Source organism: Amycolatopsis sp. WAC 04169 (assembly GCF_003947535.1).
In the GTDB taxonomy this organism is placed as follows: Bacteria; Actinomycetota; Actinomycetes; order Mycobacteriales; family Pseudonocardiaceae; genus Amycolatopsis; species Amycolatopsis keratiniphila.
Map to the genome: position 1 here is coordinate 311,069 of NZ_QHJI01000009.1, position 15,603 is coordinate 326,671.

General features: G+C 69.3%; 18 protein-coding genes. 4 read left to right on the top strand and 14 right to left on the bottom strand.

Annotated elements, in window-relative coordinates; genetic code table 11:
• Positions 1-32: 32 nt before the first annotated feature.
• Both DMC61_RS26660 and DMC61_RS26665 read right to left on the bottom strand, forming a co-directional pair.
• Complete coding sequence (locus DMC61_RS26660; RefSeq protein ID WP_125692189.1) at positions 33-722, bottom strand: hypothetical protein; 690 nt, start codon at positions 720-722, stop codon at positions 33-35.
• Positions 723-824: 102 nt separating this feature from the next.
• Entirely contained in the window at positions 825-1,409 is a 585-nt protein-coding gene (locus DMC61_RS26665) for a TetR/AcrR family transcriptional regulator (RefSeq protein ID WP_125692191.1), read from the bottom strand.
• A 139-nt stretch (positions 1,410-1,548) separates the two neighbouring features.
• Here DMC61_RS26665 and DMC61_RS26670 point away from each other — a divergent pair, with 139 nt between their 5' ends.
• On the top strand, positions 1,549-3,054 hold the full coding sequence (locus tag DMC61_RS26670) for an alpha/beta hydrolase (RefSeq protein WP_125692193.1): 1,506 nt from the start codon (positions 1,549-1,551) through the stop codon (positions 3,052-3,054).
• On the opposite strand, the gene pucL is transcribed toward DMC61_RS26670, so the two are convergent.
• Genes pucL through DMC61_RS26690 form a run of 4 tightly spaced genes read right to left on the bottom strand, consistent with a single transcriptional unit; the run spans position 3,051 to position 5,276 of the window.
• The gene (gene pucL / locus DMC61_RS26675; protein WP_037342290.1) at positions 3,051-3,929 is read right to left on the bottom strand and encodes a factor-independent urate hydroxylase; all 879 of its coding nucleotides are present in this window, start codon (positions 3,927-3,929) and stop codon (positions 3,051-3,053) included. The genes DMC61_RS26670 and pucL overlap by 4 nt on opposite strands.
• 6 nt (positions 3,930-3,935) lie before the next feature.
• A complete protein-coding gene (gene uraH / locus DMC61_RS26680; protein ID WP_016336256.1) occupies positions 3,936-4,253 on the bottom strand; it encodes a hydroxyisourate hydrolase in 318 nt (105 codons plus the stop codon).
• Positions 4,250-4,741 carry a 2-oxo-4-hydroxy-4-carboxy-5-ureidoimidazoline decarboxylase gene (gene uraD, locus DMC61_RS26685; protein ID WP_125692195.1) on the bottom strand — a complete coding sequence of 164 codons (492 nt, stop codon included), beginning with the start codon at positions 4,739-4,741 and terminating at the stop codon, positions 4,250-4,252. Before uraD ends, uraH begins: the two co-directional genes overlap by 4 nt.
• Before the next feature lie 58 nt (positions 4,742-4,799).
• Positions 4,800-5,276, bottom strand: a complete 477-nt coding sequence (locus tag DMC61_RS26690; RefSeq protein ID WP_125692196.1) for a helix-turn-helix domain-containing protein — start codon at positions 5,274-5,276, stop codon at positions 4,800-4,802.
• A 104-nt stretch (positions 5,277-5,380) separates the two neighbouring features.
• Here DMC61_RS26690 and allB point away from each other — a divergent pair, with 104 nt between their 5' ends.
• Positions 5,381-6,709 carry an allantoinase AllB gene (gene allB, locus DMC61_RS26695; RefSeq protein WP_125692198.1) on the top strand — a complete coding sequence of 443 codons (1,329 nt, stop codon included), beginning with the start codon at positions 5,381-5,383 and terminating at the stop codon, positions 6,707-6,709.
• A 1-nt stretch (position 6,710) separates the two neighbouring features.
• Positions 6,711-7,727: an allantoicase gene (gene alc / locus DMC61_RS26700; RefSeq protein ID WP_125692200.1), complete on the top strand. Its 1,017-nt coding sequence runs from the start codon at positions 6,711-6,713 to the stop codon at positions 7,725-7,727.
• 25 nt (positions 7,728-7,752) lie between these two features.
• Here the strand turns inward: alc and DMC61_RS41475 are convergent, their stop codons facing one another.
• The 8 genes from DMC61_RS41475 to DMC61_RS41220 are packed head-to-tail and all read right to left on the bottom strand — an operon-like array spanning position 7,753 to position 14,955.
• A complete protein-coding gene (locus tag DMC61_RS41475) occupies positions 7,753-7,929 on the bottom strand; it encodes a hypothetical protein (RefSeq protein ID WP_199750112.1) in 177 nt (58 codons plus the stop codon).
• A 35-nt stretch (positions 7,930-7,964) separates the two neighbouring features.
• Positions 7,965-8,441, bottom strand: a complete 477-nt coding sequence (locus tag DMC61_RS26705; protein WP_125692202.1) for a CoA-binding protein — start codon at positions 8,439-8,441, stop codon at positions 7,965-7,967.
• Entirely contained in the window at positions 8,438-9,727 is a 1,290-nt protein-coding gene (locus DMC61_RS26710) for an O-acetylhomoserine aminocarboxypropyltransferase/cysteine synthase family protein (protein ID WP_125692203.1), read from the bottom strand. The genes DMC61_RS26705 and DMC61_RS26710 overlap by 4 nt, the downstream gene beginning before the upstream one ends.
• Before the next feature lie 54 nt (positions 9,728-9,781).
• Complete coding sequence (locus DMC61_RS26715; protein ID WP_037342298.1) at positions 9,782-10,963, bottom strand: hypothetical protein; 1,182 nt, start codon at positions 10,961-10,963, stop codon at positions 9,782-9,784.
• A gap of 24 nt (positions 10,964-10,987) precedes the next feature.
• Entirely contained in the window at positions 10,988-12,358 is a 1,371-nt protein-coding gene (locus tag DMC61_RS26720) for a hypothetical protein (protein ID WP_043849090.1), read from the bottom strand.
• On the bottom strand, positions 12,355-12,819 hold the full coding sequence (locus tag DMC61_RS26725; protein WP_125692205.1) for a hypothetical protein: 465 nt from the start codon (positions 12,817-12,819) through the stop codon (positions 12,355-12,357). The genes DMC61_RS26720 and DMC61_RS26725 overlap by 4 nt, the downstream gene beginning before the upstream one ends.
• The gene (locus DMC61_RS26730; RefSeq protein WP_125692207.1) at positions 12,816-14,159 is read right to left on the bottom strand and encodes a hypothetical protein; all 1,344 of its coding nucleotides are present in this window, start codon (positions 14,157-14,159) and stop codon (positions 12,816-12,818) included. Before DMC61_RS26730 ends, DMC61_RS26725 begins: the two co-directional genes overlap by 4 nt.
• A complete protein-coding gene (locus DMC61_RS41220; protein WP_158634139.1) occupies positions 14,143-14,955 on the bottom strand; it encodes a hypothetical protein in 813 nt (270 codons plus the stop codon). The genes DMC61_RS26730 and DMC61_RS41220 overlap by 17 nt, the downstream gene beginning before the upstream one ends.
• A 348-nt stretch (positions 14,956-15,303) precedes the next feature.
• On the opposite strand from DMC61_RS41220, the gene DMC61_RS26745 reads away from it, so the two are divergent.
• Positions 15,304-15,603 carry a helix-turn-helix transcriptional regulator gene (locus tag DMC61_RS26745; RefSeq protein WP_043848303.1) on the top strand — a complete coding sequence of 100 codons (300 nt, stop codon included), beginning with the start codon at positions 15,304-15,306 and terminating at the stop codon, positions 15,601-15,603.

Here is a 15,603-nt window from a genome sequence, read left to right on the forward strand (position 1 = left end):
AGGCCTCCCCGCGGGGAGGCCTTCACGGAACGTCAGAGCACGAAGACGAGATCGCTCACCGCGGAGTGGAACATCTCGGGCGAGCCCGCGTAGAAGGCCCGCCAGGCGCCGGGCTTGCGGTGCTCGGCCGAAGCCGCGAAGGCCCAGGTGGTCCCGTTCCAGGTGGCGGTGACCGTCGCCGCCGTGGTCCAGCGGTAGGTGCTGAACGAGAAGTACTGGAGCTCGACCGGGATCGGGTTCGCGGTGTACCGGCCGGGGAACTCGATCGTGCCGGAGCCGGTCACGGCCTTGGCCGCGTCCCGCCCCGCCGCGAACGACGTGATCTTCGCCGGGTGGAGCACGACGATCTTCGCGGTGTCGGCGCCCGAGTTCGCGATCGACGGGTCGGTGGAGAAGAAGTCGGCGCGGTAGTTGCCGGTGCGGATCGGGGTCAGCGTGGCGCTGTAGGCACCGGTGGCGTCGGTGACCGGCTTGGCCTGCGCCTCACCGCAGAAGCCGTTGAAACAGAACGAGATGCCCACCTCGGCGCCCGCGATCGGGGTGGCGTCGGCCTTGGTGAGCTTCCCGGAAATCGTGACGGTCTTCCCGGCGTCGATCTGCGTGGTGCTGGTGGTCGCGGTCAGGGTGGACGGCTGCACCTCGGCGGCGGTCGCGGGCATCGCGCCCGCGGTGAGCAGTGCGGCCACGGCGATGGTGCCGAGCACGAGCTTCCTGATGATCATGGGCTCCCCAAACGGATTCCGGTGTTGGCGACGGCTAGGTCGGCCGGAAGCCGCCGTCCGTTGCGGGGAAATCCCTGTGTTCAGAAGCCCGCCGTCGGTGCTTCACGCATCGCGGAGCAGCGTTCGCGCGAAGGCCACGGACGACGCCCCCGCCACCTCGAGCGCTTCGGTGTCACGCAGTGAACGGCTCAGCACGAACGCCCCTTCGAGGCTGTTCACCAAAGCGATCGTGAGCCGCCGCGCGGACTCGGGTCCGAGGCCGTACTTGCCCAGTTTCTCGGCCCCGGTCTCGATCCACGCCGTGAACACGTCGGCCGTGGCGATCCGCAGCTTCTCGTTGGTGCTGGCGACCTCCAGCGCGACCGTCGCGATGGGGCACGCGTCGGCGTAGTCGGTCGCCTTCAGCGTCTCGGCGGCGCTGGCGAAGCAGGCCTCGATACCGTGGATCAGGTCCGGCTCGTCGGCGAAGAAGATCTCGAACAGCGCGAGGTACATCATCCCCGAGGTGCGGATGACCTCCTCGCCGAGCTGTTCCTTGCCGCCGGGGAAGAAGTGGTACAGCGAGCCGAAGGGCGCGTTCGCCGCCTCGACGATCTGCTTCACCCCGGTGCCGGTGTACCCGTTGCGCCGGAGCAGCTCGGCGCCGGCGTTGACGATGCGTTCCCGCGTTCCAGTCACGCCCTCCATGATAGAGCGTTCTATCAAGTTGCGGTGGCCCCTTCGACCTTGGTTCACCTTCCGGCGCTACCTGCGGTCGATGTTCGCGTGGTGTGCCCGGCCCTAGCGTCTGGAGCCGTTGGGAATCCAAGGAAGAAGGGGGAAGAACATGAAGCGGCTCTTGGCCGTCGGGTTGCTCCCGGTGATCGTGGGCGGGTTGCTCGCCGGGGCCGGCCCGGCTTCGGCGGGCGTCCCCGCGCACTACGCCGAGCAGAAGCTGGATTGGCATCCCTGTGCGGCGGAGGAACTGGTCACGTTGCCGCCGGGCACCGATATCAGCGGGCTCGAATGCGCGACGTTCCGTACTCCTCGCGACTGGGATCGCGCGGGCGAGCGGCAGGACCTGACCATCGCGGTCAGCAGGCTGAAATCCACCGGGCCGTCGACGGCCTCGCTGCTCACCAACCCGGGTGGGCCGGGCGGTCCCGGGCGCTGGTTCCCGGTGACGTTCCGCGGGCAGGAGAAACTGCGCGAGCACCAGGACATCATCGGCATCGACGTGCGCGGGACCGGCAAGAGCACGAACGTGACCTGCCGGGGCGCGGCCGACCTCATCCGGCAGCTGGATCCGCGCGATCGTGACCCGCGCAATCTGAACCAGATCCTGGCCAACGCCGAGTACGTGGCCAAGTCCTGCCAGAGCGCCGGCGGCGAACTCGGACCGCTGATCACCACGTATCAGACGATCCGGGATTTCGATCTGCTCCGGACGCTGCTCGGCCGGGAGAAGATCAACTGGGTCGGCTACTCGGGCGGCACCTGGCTGGGGGCGCATTACGCCCAGCAGTTCCCGCAGCGGACCGGGCGTTTCGTGCTGGACTCCTCGACGGAGTTCACCACGGACTGGCAGAAGACGTTCGACCGGCAGCCGGTCGGTTTCGAACGGCGCTGGCGGCAGGACTTCCTGCCGTGGATGGCGCGGTACGACGCCAAGTACCACTTCGGCACCAACGGCGAAGAGGTCCGGCAGAGCTACGAGCGGGTCCGCTACGCCTTGTCCCGCAACCCGATGGACGGGAAGGGGCCGATGGAGTTCGACACCGCCATCGTCTACATGCTCTACAAGAAGGCGACCTTCCCGGCGCTGGCCGAACTGCTGGTCAAGGTCCGGGACGCGATGGAGAACCCGGGGGCGAAGGCCGAGGCCAAGGCCGCCGTCGAGGCCGCGGGTGACCATCCCGACGCGCAGGACGCCACGTTCTGGAACACCCTCTGCGGGGAAGGACGGTTCATCGGCACACGCGAGTCGCTGATCCGCGCTTCGCAGCGGAACCTGGACCGCGGCCTGCTCCTGATGGGTGGCGGCACGCTGAGCGCCTCGGTCTGCCTGTTCTGGGACAAGGAACCGCGTCCGCTGCCGAAGCTGGACGGCAAGGGCGTCCCGCCGGTGCTGATCGTGCACTCCGAGCACGATCCGGCCACGGCGATCGAGGGCGCTCGAAAGGCTCACGCGGGGTTCGCGAACTCGCGCATGCTGACCGTGACCGGCGAGGGCGACCACGGGCTCTACGCGGACGGGAACCCCAAGGTGGACGAGATCGTGGACGCCTACCTGGTCGACGGGGTCGTCCCCGCCGACCAGAGCGTCCCCGGTATGCCGCTGCCGGTGCCCTAGAAGGCGGCGAGGGTGTGCCAGGCGAGACCGGCGTCCTCGGCGTCGTCTCGGAGGACGACACCCTCGATCAGGCCGTACGGGCGGTCGGCGGCGTAGAAGACCTCGTTGTCGTTCTTCAGCCCGAACGGTGACAGATCCACCAGGAAGTGGTGCTTGTTCGGCAGCGAGAGCCGGACTTCGGCGACCTCTTCGCGTTCCTTGAGCACAGCCTCTCCCATGGCGTACAGCGTCTGCTGCAGGGAGAGGCTGTGCTTGTCCGCGAAGGTCTCCAGCAGGATCCGCCGGACCTCCGCGTGGCTCGTGGCCCAGTCGATGCCGTCGCCCTGGTAGCGCCAGCGAGCGGTCACGGCGGTGGCGAGGATCCGGTCGTTCGTCTCGGCCAGCGTCGTGTACTCGTCGCGGGGGAAGCCGTGGAACTCCGAACCGGTCGACTTGAGCACCACGAGATCGTCCAAACCGGACACCACCCAGGCCTGATCACCCTGCACGGTCACGGCGGTCGTCCGCTTTTCGCTGCCCGCCTGGGAGAACGCGTGATCGTGGCCCGAGATGCGGTTCCAGCCGTGTTCGTCGATCAGGATCCGGGCGCCGGTGATGTGCTCGAACGAGCCCACGAAGTGGCGTCCGAGGCGCAGCGCGAAGTCCTCGATCTCGCCGACCGGGGCCTCCTTGGCGAAGGCGTAGACGGTGTTCTTCTGCGTGTCGGTCGCGACGACGTCGGCGTTGTCGCCGGTGAGGTGCGTCGCCGCGAGGTCGCCGCGAAGCGACGTCGAAACGGTGAGGTCCTTGAGGTGGTGGACGGTGCCTTCGCGCTGAACGGTGACGAGCCGGACTTCGGCCTTGCCGTACTGGTTGGGGCCCAGGGTGATGGCCACGGGCGATCAGCTCCCTCGATAGGTGGAATAGGCGAACGGGCTCAGCAGCAACGGCACGTGGTGGTGCTCGGTCCCGTCGGCGATGCGGAAGGTCAGGGTGACTTCGGGGAAGAAGGAGTCCGGACCGAGGTAGGCGCCGGTGTCGAAGACGAGCCGGTACACCCCGGGTTCGAGGGTGTCCGGGCCGAGGTCGCGGATCCGGCCGTCGGCGTCGGTCCGGCCTTCGGCGACGGGGCCGCCCGCGCCGGTTTCGAGCCGCACGCCGACGTCCGCGGCGGGCCGTCCCGCGGCGGTGTCGAGGATGTGCGTGGTCACGAGGCTCATGCCGTCACCGCCTTCTCCAGCCGCAGCGCGGCGATCTTGGCCAGCTCTTGACCGGCCACTTCGAGTTCCTTCTCGGGGTCGTTCGAAAGCCTCGAACGGAGGTTCTCCAGCAGTTCGGCGCCGCTCCGGCCGCTCGCGCAGACCAGGAAGACATGCCCGAACGTCGCTTCGTACTCGGCGTTGGCCGCGGCGAACTCGCGTGCCGCGTCACCGTCCACACCGGACTGTTCCGAGCGCGACCAGCCCGCTTCGGTGCTCTGCCCGCCGGCTTTCTCCCCGATCCGGGGATGGGCCGCCATGGCGCGACGGACTTCTTCGGGACGCAACGGGGTGAGCGCCTCGGACGCGGCGAGCAGCGCGGCGAGGTCGGCGTACGGGCGCCTGGCCAGCAGGGTTTCCACCCAGCGGGGGACGTCGAGGCAGGCGGTCAGCGCCGGCCGGACGTCCTGTGCGGGAGCCTGGTTGAACTCTCGAATGGTGAGCGGCACGGGAACTGACGGTACGGCGACGATTCCGTCGTCGTCAACATTTTGTTGAAACGACTCTTCAGTCTTGGTCGCGGTTGAGGTAGTTGTAGACCGTGAACCTCGTGACCCCCAGTGCCTCCGCGACGGTCGACACCGACTTGCGGAGGCCGAACGCGCCGCGTTCCTTGAGCAGCCGCACCGCGCGCTGCTTGGCGGCGCGGTCGAGGGTGTCGAGTTTCCCGCCGAGTTCGCGTTCGACGTCGCCGATGAGGCGGGCGAGGGCACTGTGCAGTTCGACGGCCGGCTCGCTCGTGTCGTCGCCGACCTGCCGGAGCTGGAGGGTCACGCGCGTGGCGCCGCCGGCCAGCGCCGCCCTGGCGATGGCGGGAAGCGCGTCGAGGAGGGTGTCGGCGTCGCCGCGGACGAGAGTGCCGAGCGGGCCGAAATCCGCGGACAGGCCCGCGCCTTCCGCGGTGTCGCGGGCTTTGACGGCGTGTTCGGGTGGCGGACCCTCGCCGTGGAACGGTTCGCTGGTGAACTCGGCTTCTAACTGCACGAAGCGAAGGTAGCGCCGCCAGGGCTCGTTGACGAGCAGGGTGGCCGGAGTTAATGTCGGAGTGCGAAACCTCGATTCCACTCAGTGGAAGTTGGAGGCTTTAGATGGACTTGGTGATCAAAGCCGCCCGAGCCGTGACGGCTGCCGGAGAAGTACCCGCGACCATCGGCGTCGACGGCGGCCGCATCGTCACGGTGGAACCCGCCGGAGCCGATCTGGACGGCGATCGGGTACTCGAACTCGGTGAGGACGTTGTCCTGCTGCCGGGGCTCGTCGATACCCACGTGCACGTCAACGATCCGGGCCGGACCGAATGGGAGGGGTTCGCCTCGGCGACCCGCGCGGCCGCGGCGGGCGGGGTCACCACGATCGTGGACATGCCGCTGAACAGCCTGCCGCCGACGGTCGACGTCGCGTCGCTGGAGGTGAAGCGCAAGACCGCCGAGGGGCGCGTGCACGTCGACGTCGGGTTCTGGGGCGGCGCGATCCCCGGCAACCTCGCGGATCTGCGCGGCCTGCACGAGGCAGGCGTCTTCGGGTTCAAGTCCTTCCTGCTGCATTCCGGCGTCGACGAGTTCCCGCCGCTGGACGCGCGCGGGCTCGAAGAGGCGATGACCGAACTGCGGACCTTCGACGGCATGATCATCGTGCACGCGGAGGACTCCGACGCGATCGATCACGCGCCCGACCCGCATGGCGAGAAGTACGAAGACTTCCTGCACTCGCGGCCACGCGGCGCGGAGAACGTGGCGATCGCGCAGGTCATCGAGCTGGCGAGGAAGACCGGCGTCCGCGCGCACATCCTGCATCTGTCCTCTTCGGACGCGCTGCCGATGGTCGAGAGCGCGCGGCGCGACGGCGTGCGGCTGACCGCCGAGACCTGCCCGCACTACCTGAGCTTCACCGCGGAGGAGATCGGCGACGGCGCCACGCAGTTCAAGTGCTGCCCGCCGATCCGCGAGGCCGGGAACCGCGAGCTGCTGTGGAAGGGCCTCGCGGACGGCGTCATCGACTGCGTGGTGACCGATCATTCGCCGTGCACCCCCGAGCTGAAACGCTTCGACAGCGGCGATTTCGGGCTCGCCTGGGGCGGGATCGCCGGTCTGCAACTGGGCCTGCCCGCCGTCTGGACCCAGGCACGGCAGCGCGGGTTCGCCCTCACCGACGTCGTCCGCTGGATGGCCGAACATCCGGCAGCGCAGGCGGGTATGCGCCGCAAGGGGCATCTCGCGACGGGCTACGACGCCGACTTCAGCGTGTTCGCGCCCGACGAGGCTTTCGTCGTCGACGTCGCGAAATTGAAGCACCGCAACCCGGTCAGCGCCTACCACGGACGGCCGCTGGCCGGTGTCGTCCGGAGCACGTGGTTGCGGGGCGAGGAGATCACCGGTGAAGACCCGGCAGGCGTTCTGCTGACCCGGGGTGATTGCTGAGATGGAGGATGCCGTGAACGACCGTCCTGAGTGGACAGCCCTGCCCGATCTGGCCTCGCGCAAGTTCGGCGGGACCGTGATGTGGGCGACGGACGAGTTGTTCGCCGAGAAGGAGAACCTGGTCAACCCCTGGGTGCCCGCGCATCAGACGGAGACCTTCGGCCCCAAGGGGCAGGTCTACGACGGCTGGGAGACCCGGCGGCATCGCGAACCCGGTGACGACCAGGCGGTGATCCGGCTCGGCCTGGCGGGCGCGATCACCGGTGTCGTCGTGGACACCGCGTTCTTCAAGGGCAACTACCCGCCGTTCGTCTCGGTCGAGGCGTGCGCTGTCGACGGCTATCCCAGCGCGGCCGAAGTGGCCGAAGCGGACTGGGACGTGCTGGTGAAACGCGGCGCGGCGGCGGGGCACACGGAGAACTTCTTCGAGGTCGGCGGGAGCAAGCGCTACACGCACGTCCGCCTGACCATGCATCCGGACGGCGGCGTGGCCAGGCTGCGCGTGCACGGCACGCCGATCCCGGACCCGCGCCTGCTCGACCTCGGCGCGCTCGACCTGGCCGCGCTGGAGAACGGCGCGGTGGTCACCGGATGCAGCAACATGTTCTATTCCTCGCCCAACAACCTCTTTTCGCCGGGGCTCGCCGCGCACCAGGCCGAGGGCTGGGAGACCGCGCGGCGCCGGGACGACGGGAACGACTGGGTCACGGTGCGGCTCGCCGGCGCGGGCGTCGTCCGGTTCGCCGAGTTCGACAACAGCAACCTCAAGGGCAACGCGCCGGGCTGGGCGTCGCTGAGTGGCCGGGACGGCGACGGCGAGTGGGTCGAGCTGCTGCCCAAGACGCGATTGCAGCCGGACACGCGGCACCGGTTCGCCCTCGCCGAGGGACCCGAGGTGACCGAAGTCCGTCTCGACATCTACCCCGACGGCGGGATGGCGCGCCTACGCCTCTTCGGCGCGCTTTCGGAGCGTGGCCGCGCCGACATCACGTCGCGTTTCGAGGCGGCGCGCTCCTGACACATTTAGAGGACGAAATGCGGGGTCAGGGACGAGCGTCGCGCCGGTTCAGGTACGCGGAGAACAACGAGAGGACGATGCCGACCGAGAAGATCGCGGTGAGCCACCAAGCGCCGCCGATGGACAGGTTCCACACCAGGGCACCCGCCATGAGCAGTGCCATGACGATGTTCCTGATCTGCAGCGGCGTCGGTTTGGCCATGCCGCCACCCTCTCACGGGCCGGGGCAGGCCCTGGTCAGGGGGCGGACTGGCGACGCGAGCTGATCACCCCGGTATTGAACCCGGCGAGGTGGAGCCCACCGGCGAACCGGGCGTGCTCGATCTTCACGCAGCGGTTCATCACCACGTCCAGCCCCGCCTCCTTGGCGAGGTCGGCGACGGGCTCGTGCCACAGGCCCAGCTGAAGCCAGAGTGTGCGCGCCCCGGCCTTGACGACCTCCTCGGCCACGCCGGGGAGGTCGTCGTGCTTGCGGAACACGCTGACCAGGTCGGCCTCGCCGGGCACGTCGGCCAGCGACGGGTACACCGGCCGCCCGAGGAGCTCGTCCAGCCGCGGGTTCACGAAATTGACCTCGTACTTGCTGGAGGAGAGCAGGTACGTCGCGACGAAGTAGCTCGGCCGCGCGGGGTTGTTCGAGGCGCCGACGATGGTCACCGACCTCGTCCGCGAGAGGATGCGGCGCCGCTCGACCGCGCCGACGTCGTAGCTCATCCCGCCACCGCCTTGCCGAGCGCCTGATCGAGATCCCACAGGATGTCGTCGACGTCCTCCAGCCCGACCGACAGGCGGATCAGGTCCGGGCCCACCCCGGCCGAACGCAACTGATCTTCGGAAAGCTGCTGATGGGTGGTGGACGCCGGATGGATGACGAGCGTGCGCGCGTCCCCGACGTTCGCCAGATGCGACAGCAGCTCGACCGAGTTCACGAACGTCTCCCCGGCCGCGCGGCCGCCGTCGACGCCGAAGGAGAACACGGCACCCGGCCCGGCCGGCAGGTACTTCTTCGCGCGGTCGTGGTGCGGGTGATCCGGCAGGCCCGCGTAGTTCACCCAGGCCACCCGGCTGTCGTTCGCGAGGTACTCGGCGACGGCTCGCGCGTTGGCGACGTGGGCGTCCATCCGCTGCGGCAGCGTCTCGACCCCTTGCAGCAGCAGGAAGGCCGAGTGCGGCGAGAGGACGGCGCCGATGTCGCGCAACTGCTCGGCGCGGAGCCGGGTGCAGAAGGCGTACTCGCCAAAGTTCTCCCAGTACCTCAGGCCGCCGTAGCTCTCGACGGTCTCGGTCATCCGCGGGAACTTCCCATTGCCCCAGTCGAACTTCCCGGACTCGACGACCACCCCGCCCAGCGTGGTCCCGTGCCCGCCGAGGAACTTCGTCGCCGAATGCAGCACGATGTCCGCGCCGTGCTCGATCGGGCGGCACAGGTACGGCGTCGCCAAGGTGGCGTCGACGACCAGCGGGATGTCGTGCGCGTGCGCGAGTTCCGCCAGCCCGGCGAGGTCGGCGATCCCGCCGCCGGGATTGCCGATGACCTCGGTGAAGATCAGCTTCGTCCGGTCGGTGATCGCGGCCGCGTAGTCCTCGATGCCGTCTCCGCTGACGAAGGTGGTCTCGATACCGAAGCGGCGCAGCGTCCCGGTGAGTTGTGTGACCGTGCCGCCGTAGAGCCCGCCCGCCGAGACGATGTGGTCGCCCGCCTCGGCGAGGGCGGAGAACGTCAGGAACTCCGCCGCCTGACCGCTGCTCGTCGCGACCCCGCCGATCGCGCCTTCGAGGCTGGCCAAGCGCTCCTCGAAGGCCGCGACCGTCGGGTTGCCGATGCGGCTGTAGATGTTGCCGTACTTCTGCAGTGCGAACAGGTTCGCCGCGTCGGCCGCGTCCTCGAAGACGAAGCTCGTGGTCTGGTAGATGGGCACGGCGCGGGCGCCGGTCGCCGGATCGGGCGTCCCGCCCGCGTGCAGGACGCGGGTGCGGAAGCCCCAGGTGCGTTCACTCATCGCGCCCGACGCTACCTCGCGTCCCATCCCGTGACCATCGTTCCCAGCCCGTGGCTACTTGCGGTCCAGGGTGATCACGGTGCCGGGGCGGTGACCGTTCCGGCGCGGGGTGACCGGACGCGGTTCACGGGACACCGCGACCCCGGCGGGCCGGTGGCGATCGACCGGCAGCACCTCGCGCGAGTTCGTCCGGTCGGCCAGCCGCAGGGACTGCGCGGAGGTCAGCCACTCTTCGGCGGGCTCCGCGATTTCGAGCAGCAGGGCCTCGAATTCGGACCGGGTGGTCTCGAGGATGTGCGGCGCCGCGAGCCAGCGCAGCACCTGACGTCCGGTGACCGCCATCCGCTGCCGTGGCGAGGACACCAGCCGCTGGTCGAAGTAGCGGATCAGCACCTCGTCCACGGTGTCCCACGCGTTGGCCGCGCCGAACAGGTCCAGCACGTCCTCCGAACCGAGGATCTTGAACGCCTCGGTCAGCAGCTGCATGACCTCGACGCGCAGTACGTTCAGGTGACCGTACGAGGTGAACTTCAGGTTGTTCCGCAGATCGAGGCCGCTGCGCCGGACGACCGCCACACTGCCGAAACTCGGGTCGTACGCGCGTTCGCGGACGACGTCCGAGATCCGCTTGTCCCGCCAGAACAGGGCGACCTGGTTGCTGAACTGGGTGAACAGCTGGTGGAAATCGGTGTTCGGCCGCGAGTTCGCCGAGCCGAGCCCCTTGCCGTAGCCCAGCACACGCCGGTACGCGCTGACGCGATCCCGCCGGGTGTAGCGCAGGACGTCGCGCCGATCGAACCGGTACAGCCCGAACGCGCCGGGGCCGTCCGAAAGCCGGATGGCGCCACCCTGGAACAGCTCCTGCAGCTTCTGCACCACGCGGAACACGCCGATCCGTTCGTGCTGGTACAGGTAGTACAGATCGCCGACCGCGATGACCCGTTCCGAGGCGACGGTCTCGTCGTAGGCGTCGACACCCGGTGGCATCGCCGTCGCGCCGAGGTCCGCGGCCGAACCGTCGCCGAGCCCGACGAGCTGCGCGATCCCGCCGTCCGCCGGCCCCGGTTTGCCCCGCTGTTCGGCCTCGACGGCGGTGAGCATGTCGTCGAGCTGTTTGAGGACCGCGTCACCGAGTTTCGGATCGCTGCCCAGTTCGTTCGCGAGCTTCCCGGCGACCTGGCCGCGCAAGGCCGCGACCCGGTCGAAGAGTTCCCGGTATTCCTTTTCCGTGCCCATCGTCTTCCTCCCGTACGGGTCCGGCTACTGCCCGGGCCGCTTGCGCGTGGTCCTGGGTTTCGGCGGTTCCTCCGCCTCGGGTGGTGCCTGGCCTTCTCCGGCGCCGTGCCCCTCACGGAGTTCGGCGACCGAAGGCACCGGCGGCGTCCGGCCGGGCGGCGGCGTGAGTTGCGGGGTGGGCGGCGCGGGCGGGTTCGGGTCGGACGACGACGGCGAGCCGTCCCGCCCGATCGGCTCGGCGATCCGGACGACCTCCTGGAGGTGGTCGTCGAGTTCGTCGATGGCCCGCTGCACACGGGAGCTGAAGAACCCCGGGGGAAGCGACGCGCGGAAGTTGCCCGGCACGTCGCCGTTGGAACCGCCGGCGCTCTGCCGGGGGAGGTTCGCCACGATCCGCTGCAGCCGTGTCGCGATCTGCAGGAACGACGTGCCGACGCCTTCCTTGCCCGCCGACTCGATCAGCTTGCCGCCCTCGAAGGTGGCGAACTCGCGGATCCAGCGCAGCAGCCCGCCGAGCGACATGGTCCCGCCCTGCGGATCGGGGACGCGGAGCACTTCGAGGTCCTCCTGCTGGACGAACACCGACCGCAGCATCGCGACGACCTCGTCGACCTGCGACGCGGTCGCGGACAGCAGCCGGGAGAGCGCGACCACGGCCGGACCGAAGAACGGCTGGCCACCGGCCGGCTGCGAGAACGGGTCGATCTTGTCGCGTGCGTCCTGCCAGCCCCTGAACAACGAGACCACCCAATCCGTCAGCGTGATGAAGGAGGTCTGGATCCGTTCCTCCTCGATCGTGTTGACCTTGCCCGAGACCAGGCCGAGCTCGTCCCGCAACTGACCCAGGTGCCCTTGCGTACGGTCTCCGGCTCCGACCGCGAGGCCGCCGTTCCCGAGCAGCAACAGGAAGAGCTGATCGACCCGCGCCACGCGGATCAACGGGCTCTCCAGCTCCTGCCGGATCTGTTCGAGGTCGTGCCGGACGAGCGCGCGGAAACCCTCCGCGTTCTCGGGGTCCGAGTCCGTCCTCAGTGGACGGAGCGAATCGAGCAGCGCGAGCGAGTCCTTGACCGCGCTCCTGGCCCTCGCCGCGAGCGAGGCCTGGCCGCCGGTGACTGCGCCGAGGTCGGCCTGGATCGCGTATCCGCGCGGAGTCCATTTCGCCTCGGTGCGGCCCTGGACCTCGTTCAGCTCGAAACTGCCGGTCAGCGCGGCCACGAACCCCTTGGTGTCGCCTTCACGCCACTTCCAGCCGAGCATGTCGCTGATCGTCTGTTCGGCGAGTTTGCCGGGGGCCGCCGCCTGCGGTGGGTACTGCCCGGTCGACAGCGGATACGCGCTGTCGATGTCCTGTGCGCGCGGCAACGTCGCGCCGCGGTCGTCGTTGATCGTCATCGGGTCGCCCCACATCCCTTGAATTCGGCCAGTTCCACTGCTTCACGCCAGCACCGCACCATCACGTCCTCCGCCGAGGACAAGGCGGCGGCGCATTGGTCCACCCCGGCGTGGAAGCTCTTCGTCCAGCCCCGCCATTCCTGTTCCCGTCCGTGCACCGCGCGCAGCAGCCCGGAGACCGCGTGGTGCGAACGGCAGTGCCCGTCCACCCGCCGCCGCAGGTTCAGCAGCGACGACGCCGTGGTGTGCAACGACTCCGCGCTCACCGGGCCCTGTGTCGCGCGCGTGGCCGCCTCGACCTCTCCGGTGCCGTCCAGGACGACCTCGGCGAGATGATCCGCCGCGGCCAGCCCGACGCCGGCGGGCCGGTCTTCGGCGACGCTGATCTCCAAGGCCCGCCAGCACGCGGCCACCTGGTTCACTTCCTTGCCCAGCCGGGAGAATTCGGTGTCGAGCGTCATCTCGCCCTCCTGCCGAGCTCTTCCATGAAGAAACCGAAAAGCCGTTTCGGCGGGGCCATCCGTTCGTCGAGCGCGAACCGGACCGCGCCGATCAGGAACCGTTCCGGCACCACGCCGGGGGAGACCCCGTCGGCCAGCCTTCCCGCGGCTTCTTCGATCATCGCCTGTTCCTTGGCTTCGAACCGCAGCACCTTCGCCAGGGGACGGTGACCCAGCGAGGGGAACGACGTGAAGCACATCGCGTCCACCACCACGGGGATCGCCTTGTCCGCCGTCCTCAGCAGCGCCGGTGGCGCGTTCACCAGCTTCGCCCGCGGGTACAACTTGTGCCACATCTCCGCATACGCGTCCGCGTGCCCGGTGAAACCCATGCGGCGCAACAGCTCCACCGAAATCTTCGCGCGGAGGTACGGCACCGGGTGCACCGCGCGCGGGGCGAACCCGGTCGTTTCGAGCTCGGTGCGCCCGATGACGTCGAACAGCGAACCGACGACCGCCGGGCCACCCAGCAGCAGCGCGGACAGGTCGGCGAACGTCTCCCGGTTCCACCTGACCCAGACGCCGGTCACCTCCCTCGGCACCCCCGCTTCGACGAGCCTCGCCGCCACCTGCAGCGGGAGCGCCCTGGCGAGGCCGAGATCGTTCTGCAGGTTGTGACTCACCTCGTGCAGGACCGCGCCGAGCGTCCACGGGTTCACCAGCCGGTGGTACGGAAGCTGGATCAGCGGAAAGGGATTGAGCCGGTTCCCCAGGCGCCGCAAGGGAATCCCGCGGCGCGAGGTGGCCGGGCCGGATCCGGTGCGCAGGTAGCAGAACGGCGGCGGGGTCGGGATCGACCGCCAGCGCCCGATCCCGAGATAGGCGTACTGATAGCAGTCGAGCGCCACCCGGTCGCACGCCACCAGCCACGGGGCGAACGCGCCTTGCCGCTGGTTGAACAGATCGAGGTAGAAGTCCCAGACCCCTTCGGTGGTCTTGACCCAGCGCTGTGCCCGGGACTTCGCCCGCAGCAGCCGGGCGAGCTCGGCGCGCTCCGGCCGCGCCACCGCCTCGTCCGCGGCACGGCGAACCGCACGGGTCGCCGAGTACAACGGCTTCCGCAAGGTCGCCATCGTCTCGTTGACCGCCGCGAGATGCGCCCGGCTCGGGCCGGTGGCCGGGTCGCCGAACTCCGACCAGCGGAACGGCCGCAGCGCCTCCAGATGCCGTTCCACGTTGGTGGCCTGGGACAGCACCCAAGCCGTCAGCTCGTCGTCCCCGGACGGCCTCGCCCGCCGGAACCCGGTGGACGAGGCCGATTCACCGGATGCCGCGGGCAGCGCCTCAGCGGCGGCGCGCACGGCCGCGCGCCTTGCCACGACGGGCGGCACCCGCCCTGGCCCGGGGCTGTGTCCTGCGCCCGCCGCGGGCGGCGGGACGACGGCGGCGCTGCTGCGGACGGCCGCGGCGGCGCTGCTGCTGGTTCCGGCGGTTCGCGGGCGCGTTCTGCGCGCTGTTCACGGTGTGGCCGACCAGCCGGCGCGTGATGTACCGGGCGTTGATCGGGCGGCCGTCGGCGTACCGGCGCCCGACGTCGCGCGCGGTGCGGCCGATGATCTTCGGGATGTGCCGGACGGCACGGCGGGTCGCCGGGTTGCGCCACAGCTTGCGCCCGAGGTTCACCGCGCCGCGGATCAGCTGCGGACCGTGTTTGATGATCTTCGGCGCCGCCCACTTCGCCGCCTGGAACGCCAGCGGCGCGAGCGCGCCGAGGAAGGCCTCCGCCTCGTCCTCGGTCTCGGCGTTCTCGGCCTGGAAGGCCAGCTGCGCCATCATCTCGGCGTCGGGATAGACCCGCCGCGCCGGATGCGTGAAGTCCTCGTCCTCGGATTCCAGTTCGAACTCGTCCTCGAGCTCGCGGACGACGGCCTCGAACTCGGACTCGAATTCGTCTTCGTCCTCGTACTCGCCGTAGACCTCGTCCTCCAGCTCGTCTTCGAGCTCCCGGGCCAGGCCGCCGAGCTCGTCTTCGAACTCGTCCTCGTCCTCGAATTCGCCTTCCAGTTCGTCCTCGAGTTCGTTTTCGAACTCGGCCTCGAGTTCACGGCTCAGCTCGTCTTCCAGCTCGCCGTCCACTGCCGCATAGCCACGGCTCATAACCGTTCTCCTCTGCTCCGGTGAAAATCCGCGATCGCCGGCGCGGTGCGTCGGTGAGCACTGACCCGACACTGCCCGCGCACCGGGGTGCACCGGTAGTCACACGTTCTCGCGTGACATGAATCGACTAGTTCGTACTTGTCACACAAACCGACGATGCGCTTTTCCTGTCGGAGGGGTTTGCTAGAGAAGGAGGGAGACCTAGAGGGGGGAGGCCGGTCTATGTCCACGAGCCCGGTGATGGGATTTCCTGCGTCGTCGCTACACGATCTCGCGCGGCAGCGGGCGACGGTCGTCACGGAGGACGAAGCCGTACGAAACCTGGCGAGATCACTCGTCAGACGTGTCATGGAACTGAACGACGGGGGCTCCGTGCAGCGGAAGCCGCTGCTCGACGTCACCGAACACGGCGTCAGATGCCTGCTCGTCCCGGTGGCGCCGGAACCGCACGACCTGCTCAGCCCGCGCGAACACGAAGTGGCGCGCATGGTCGGGCGTGGCTATACGAACAAGCAGATCGCGGGCGTACTGGAAATCAGCCTGAACACGGTTTCCGCGCATATGCGGCGGATCTTCACCAAACTGGGGGTCGGTTCCCGGGCGGCGATGGTGGCCGCGTTGACCGGTGAGAATCTCGCCGCCGGATGA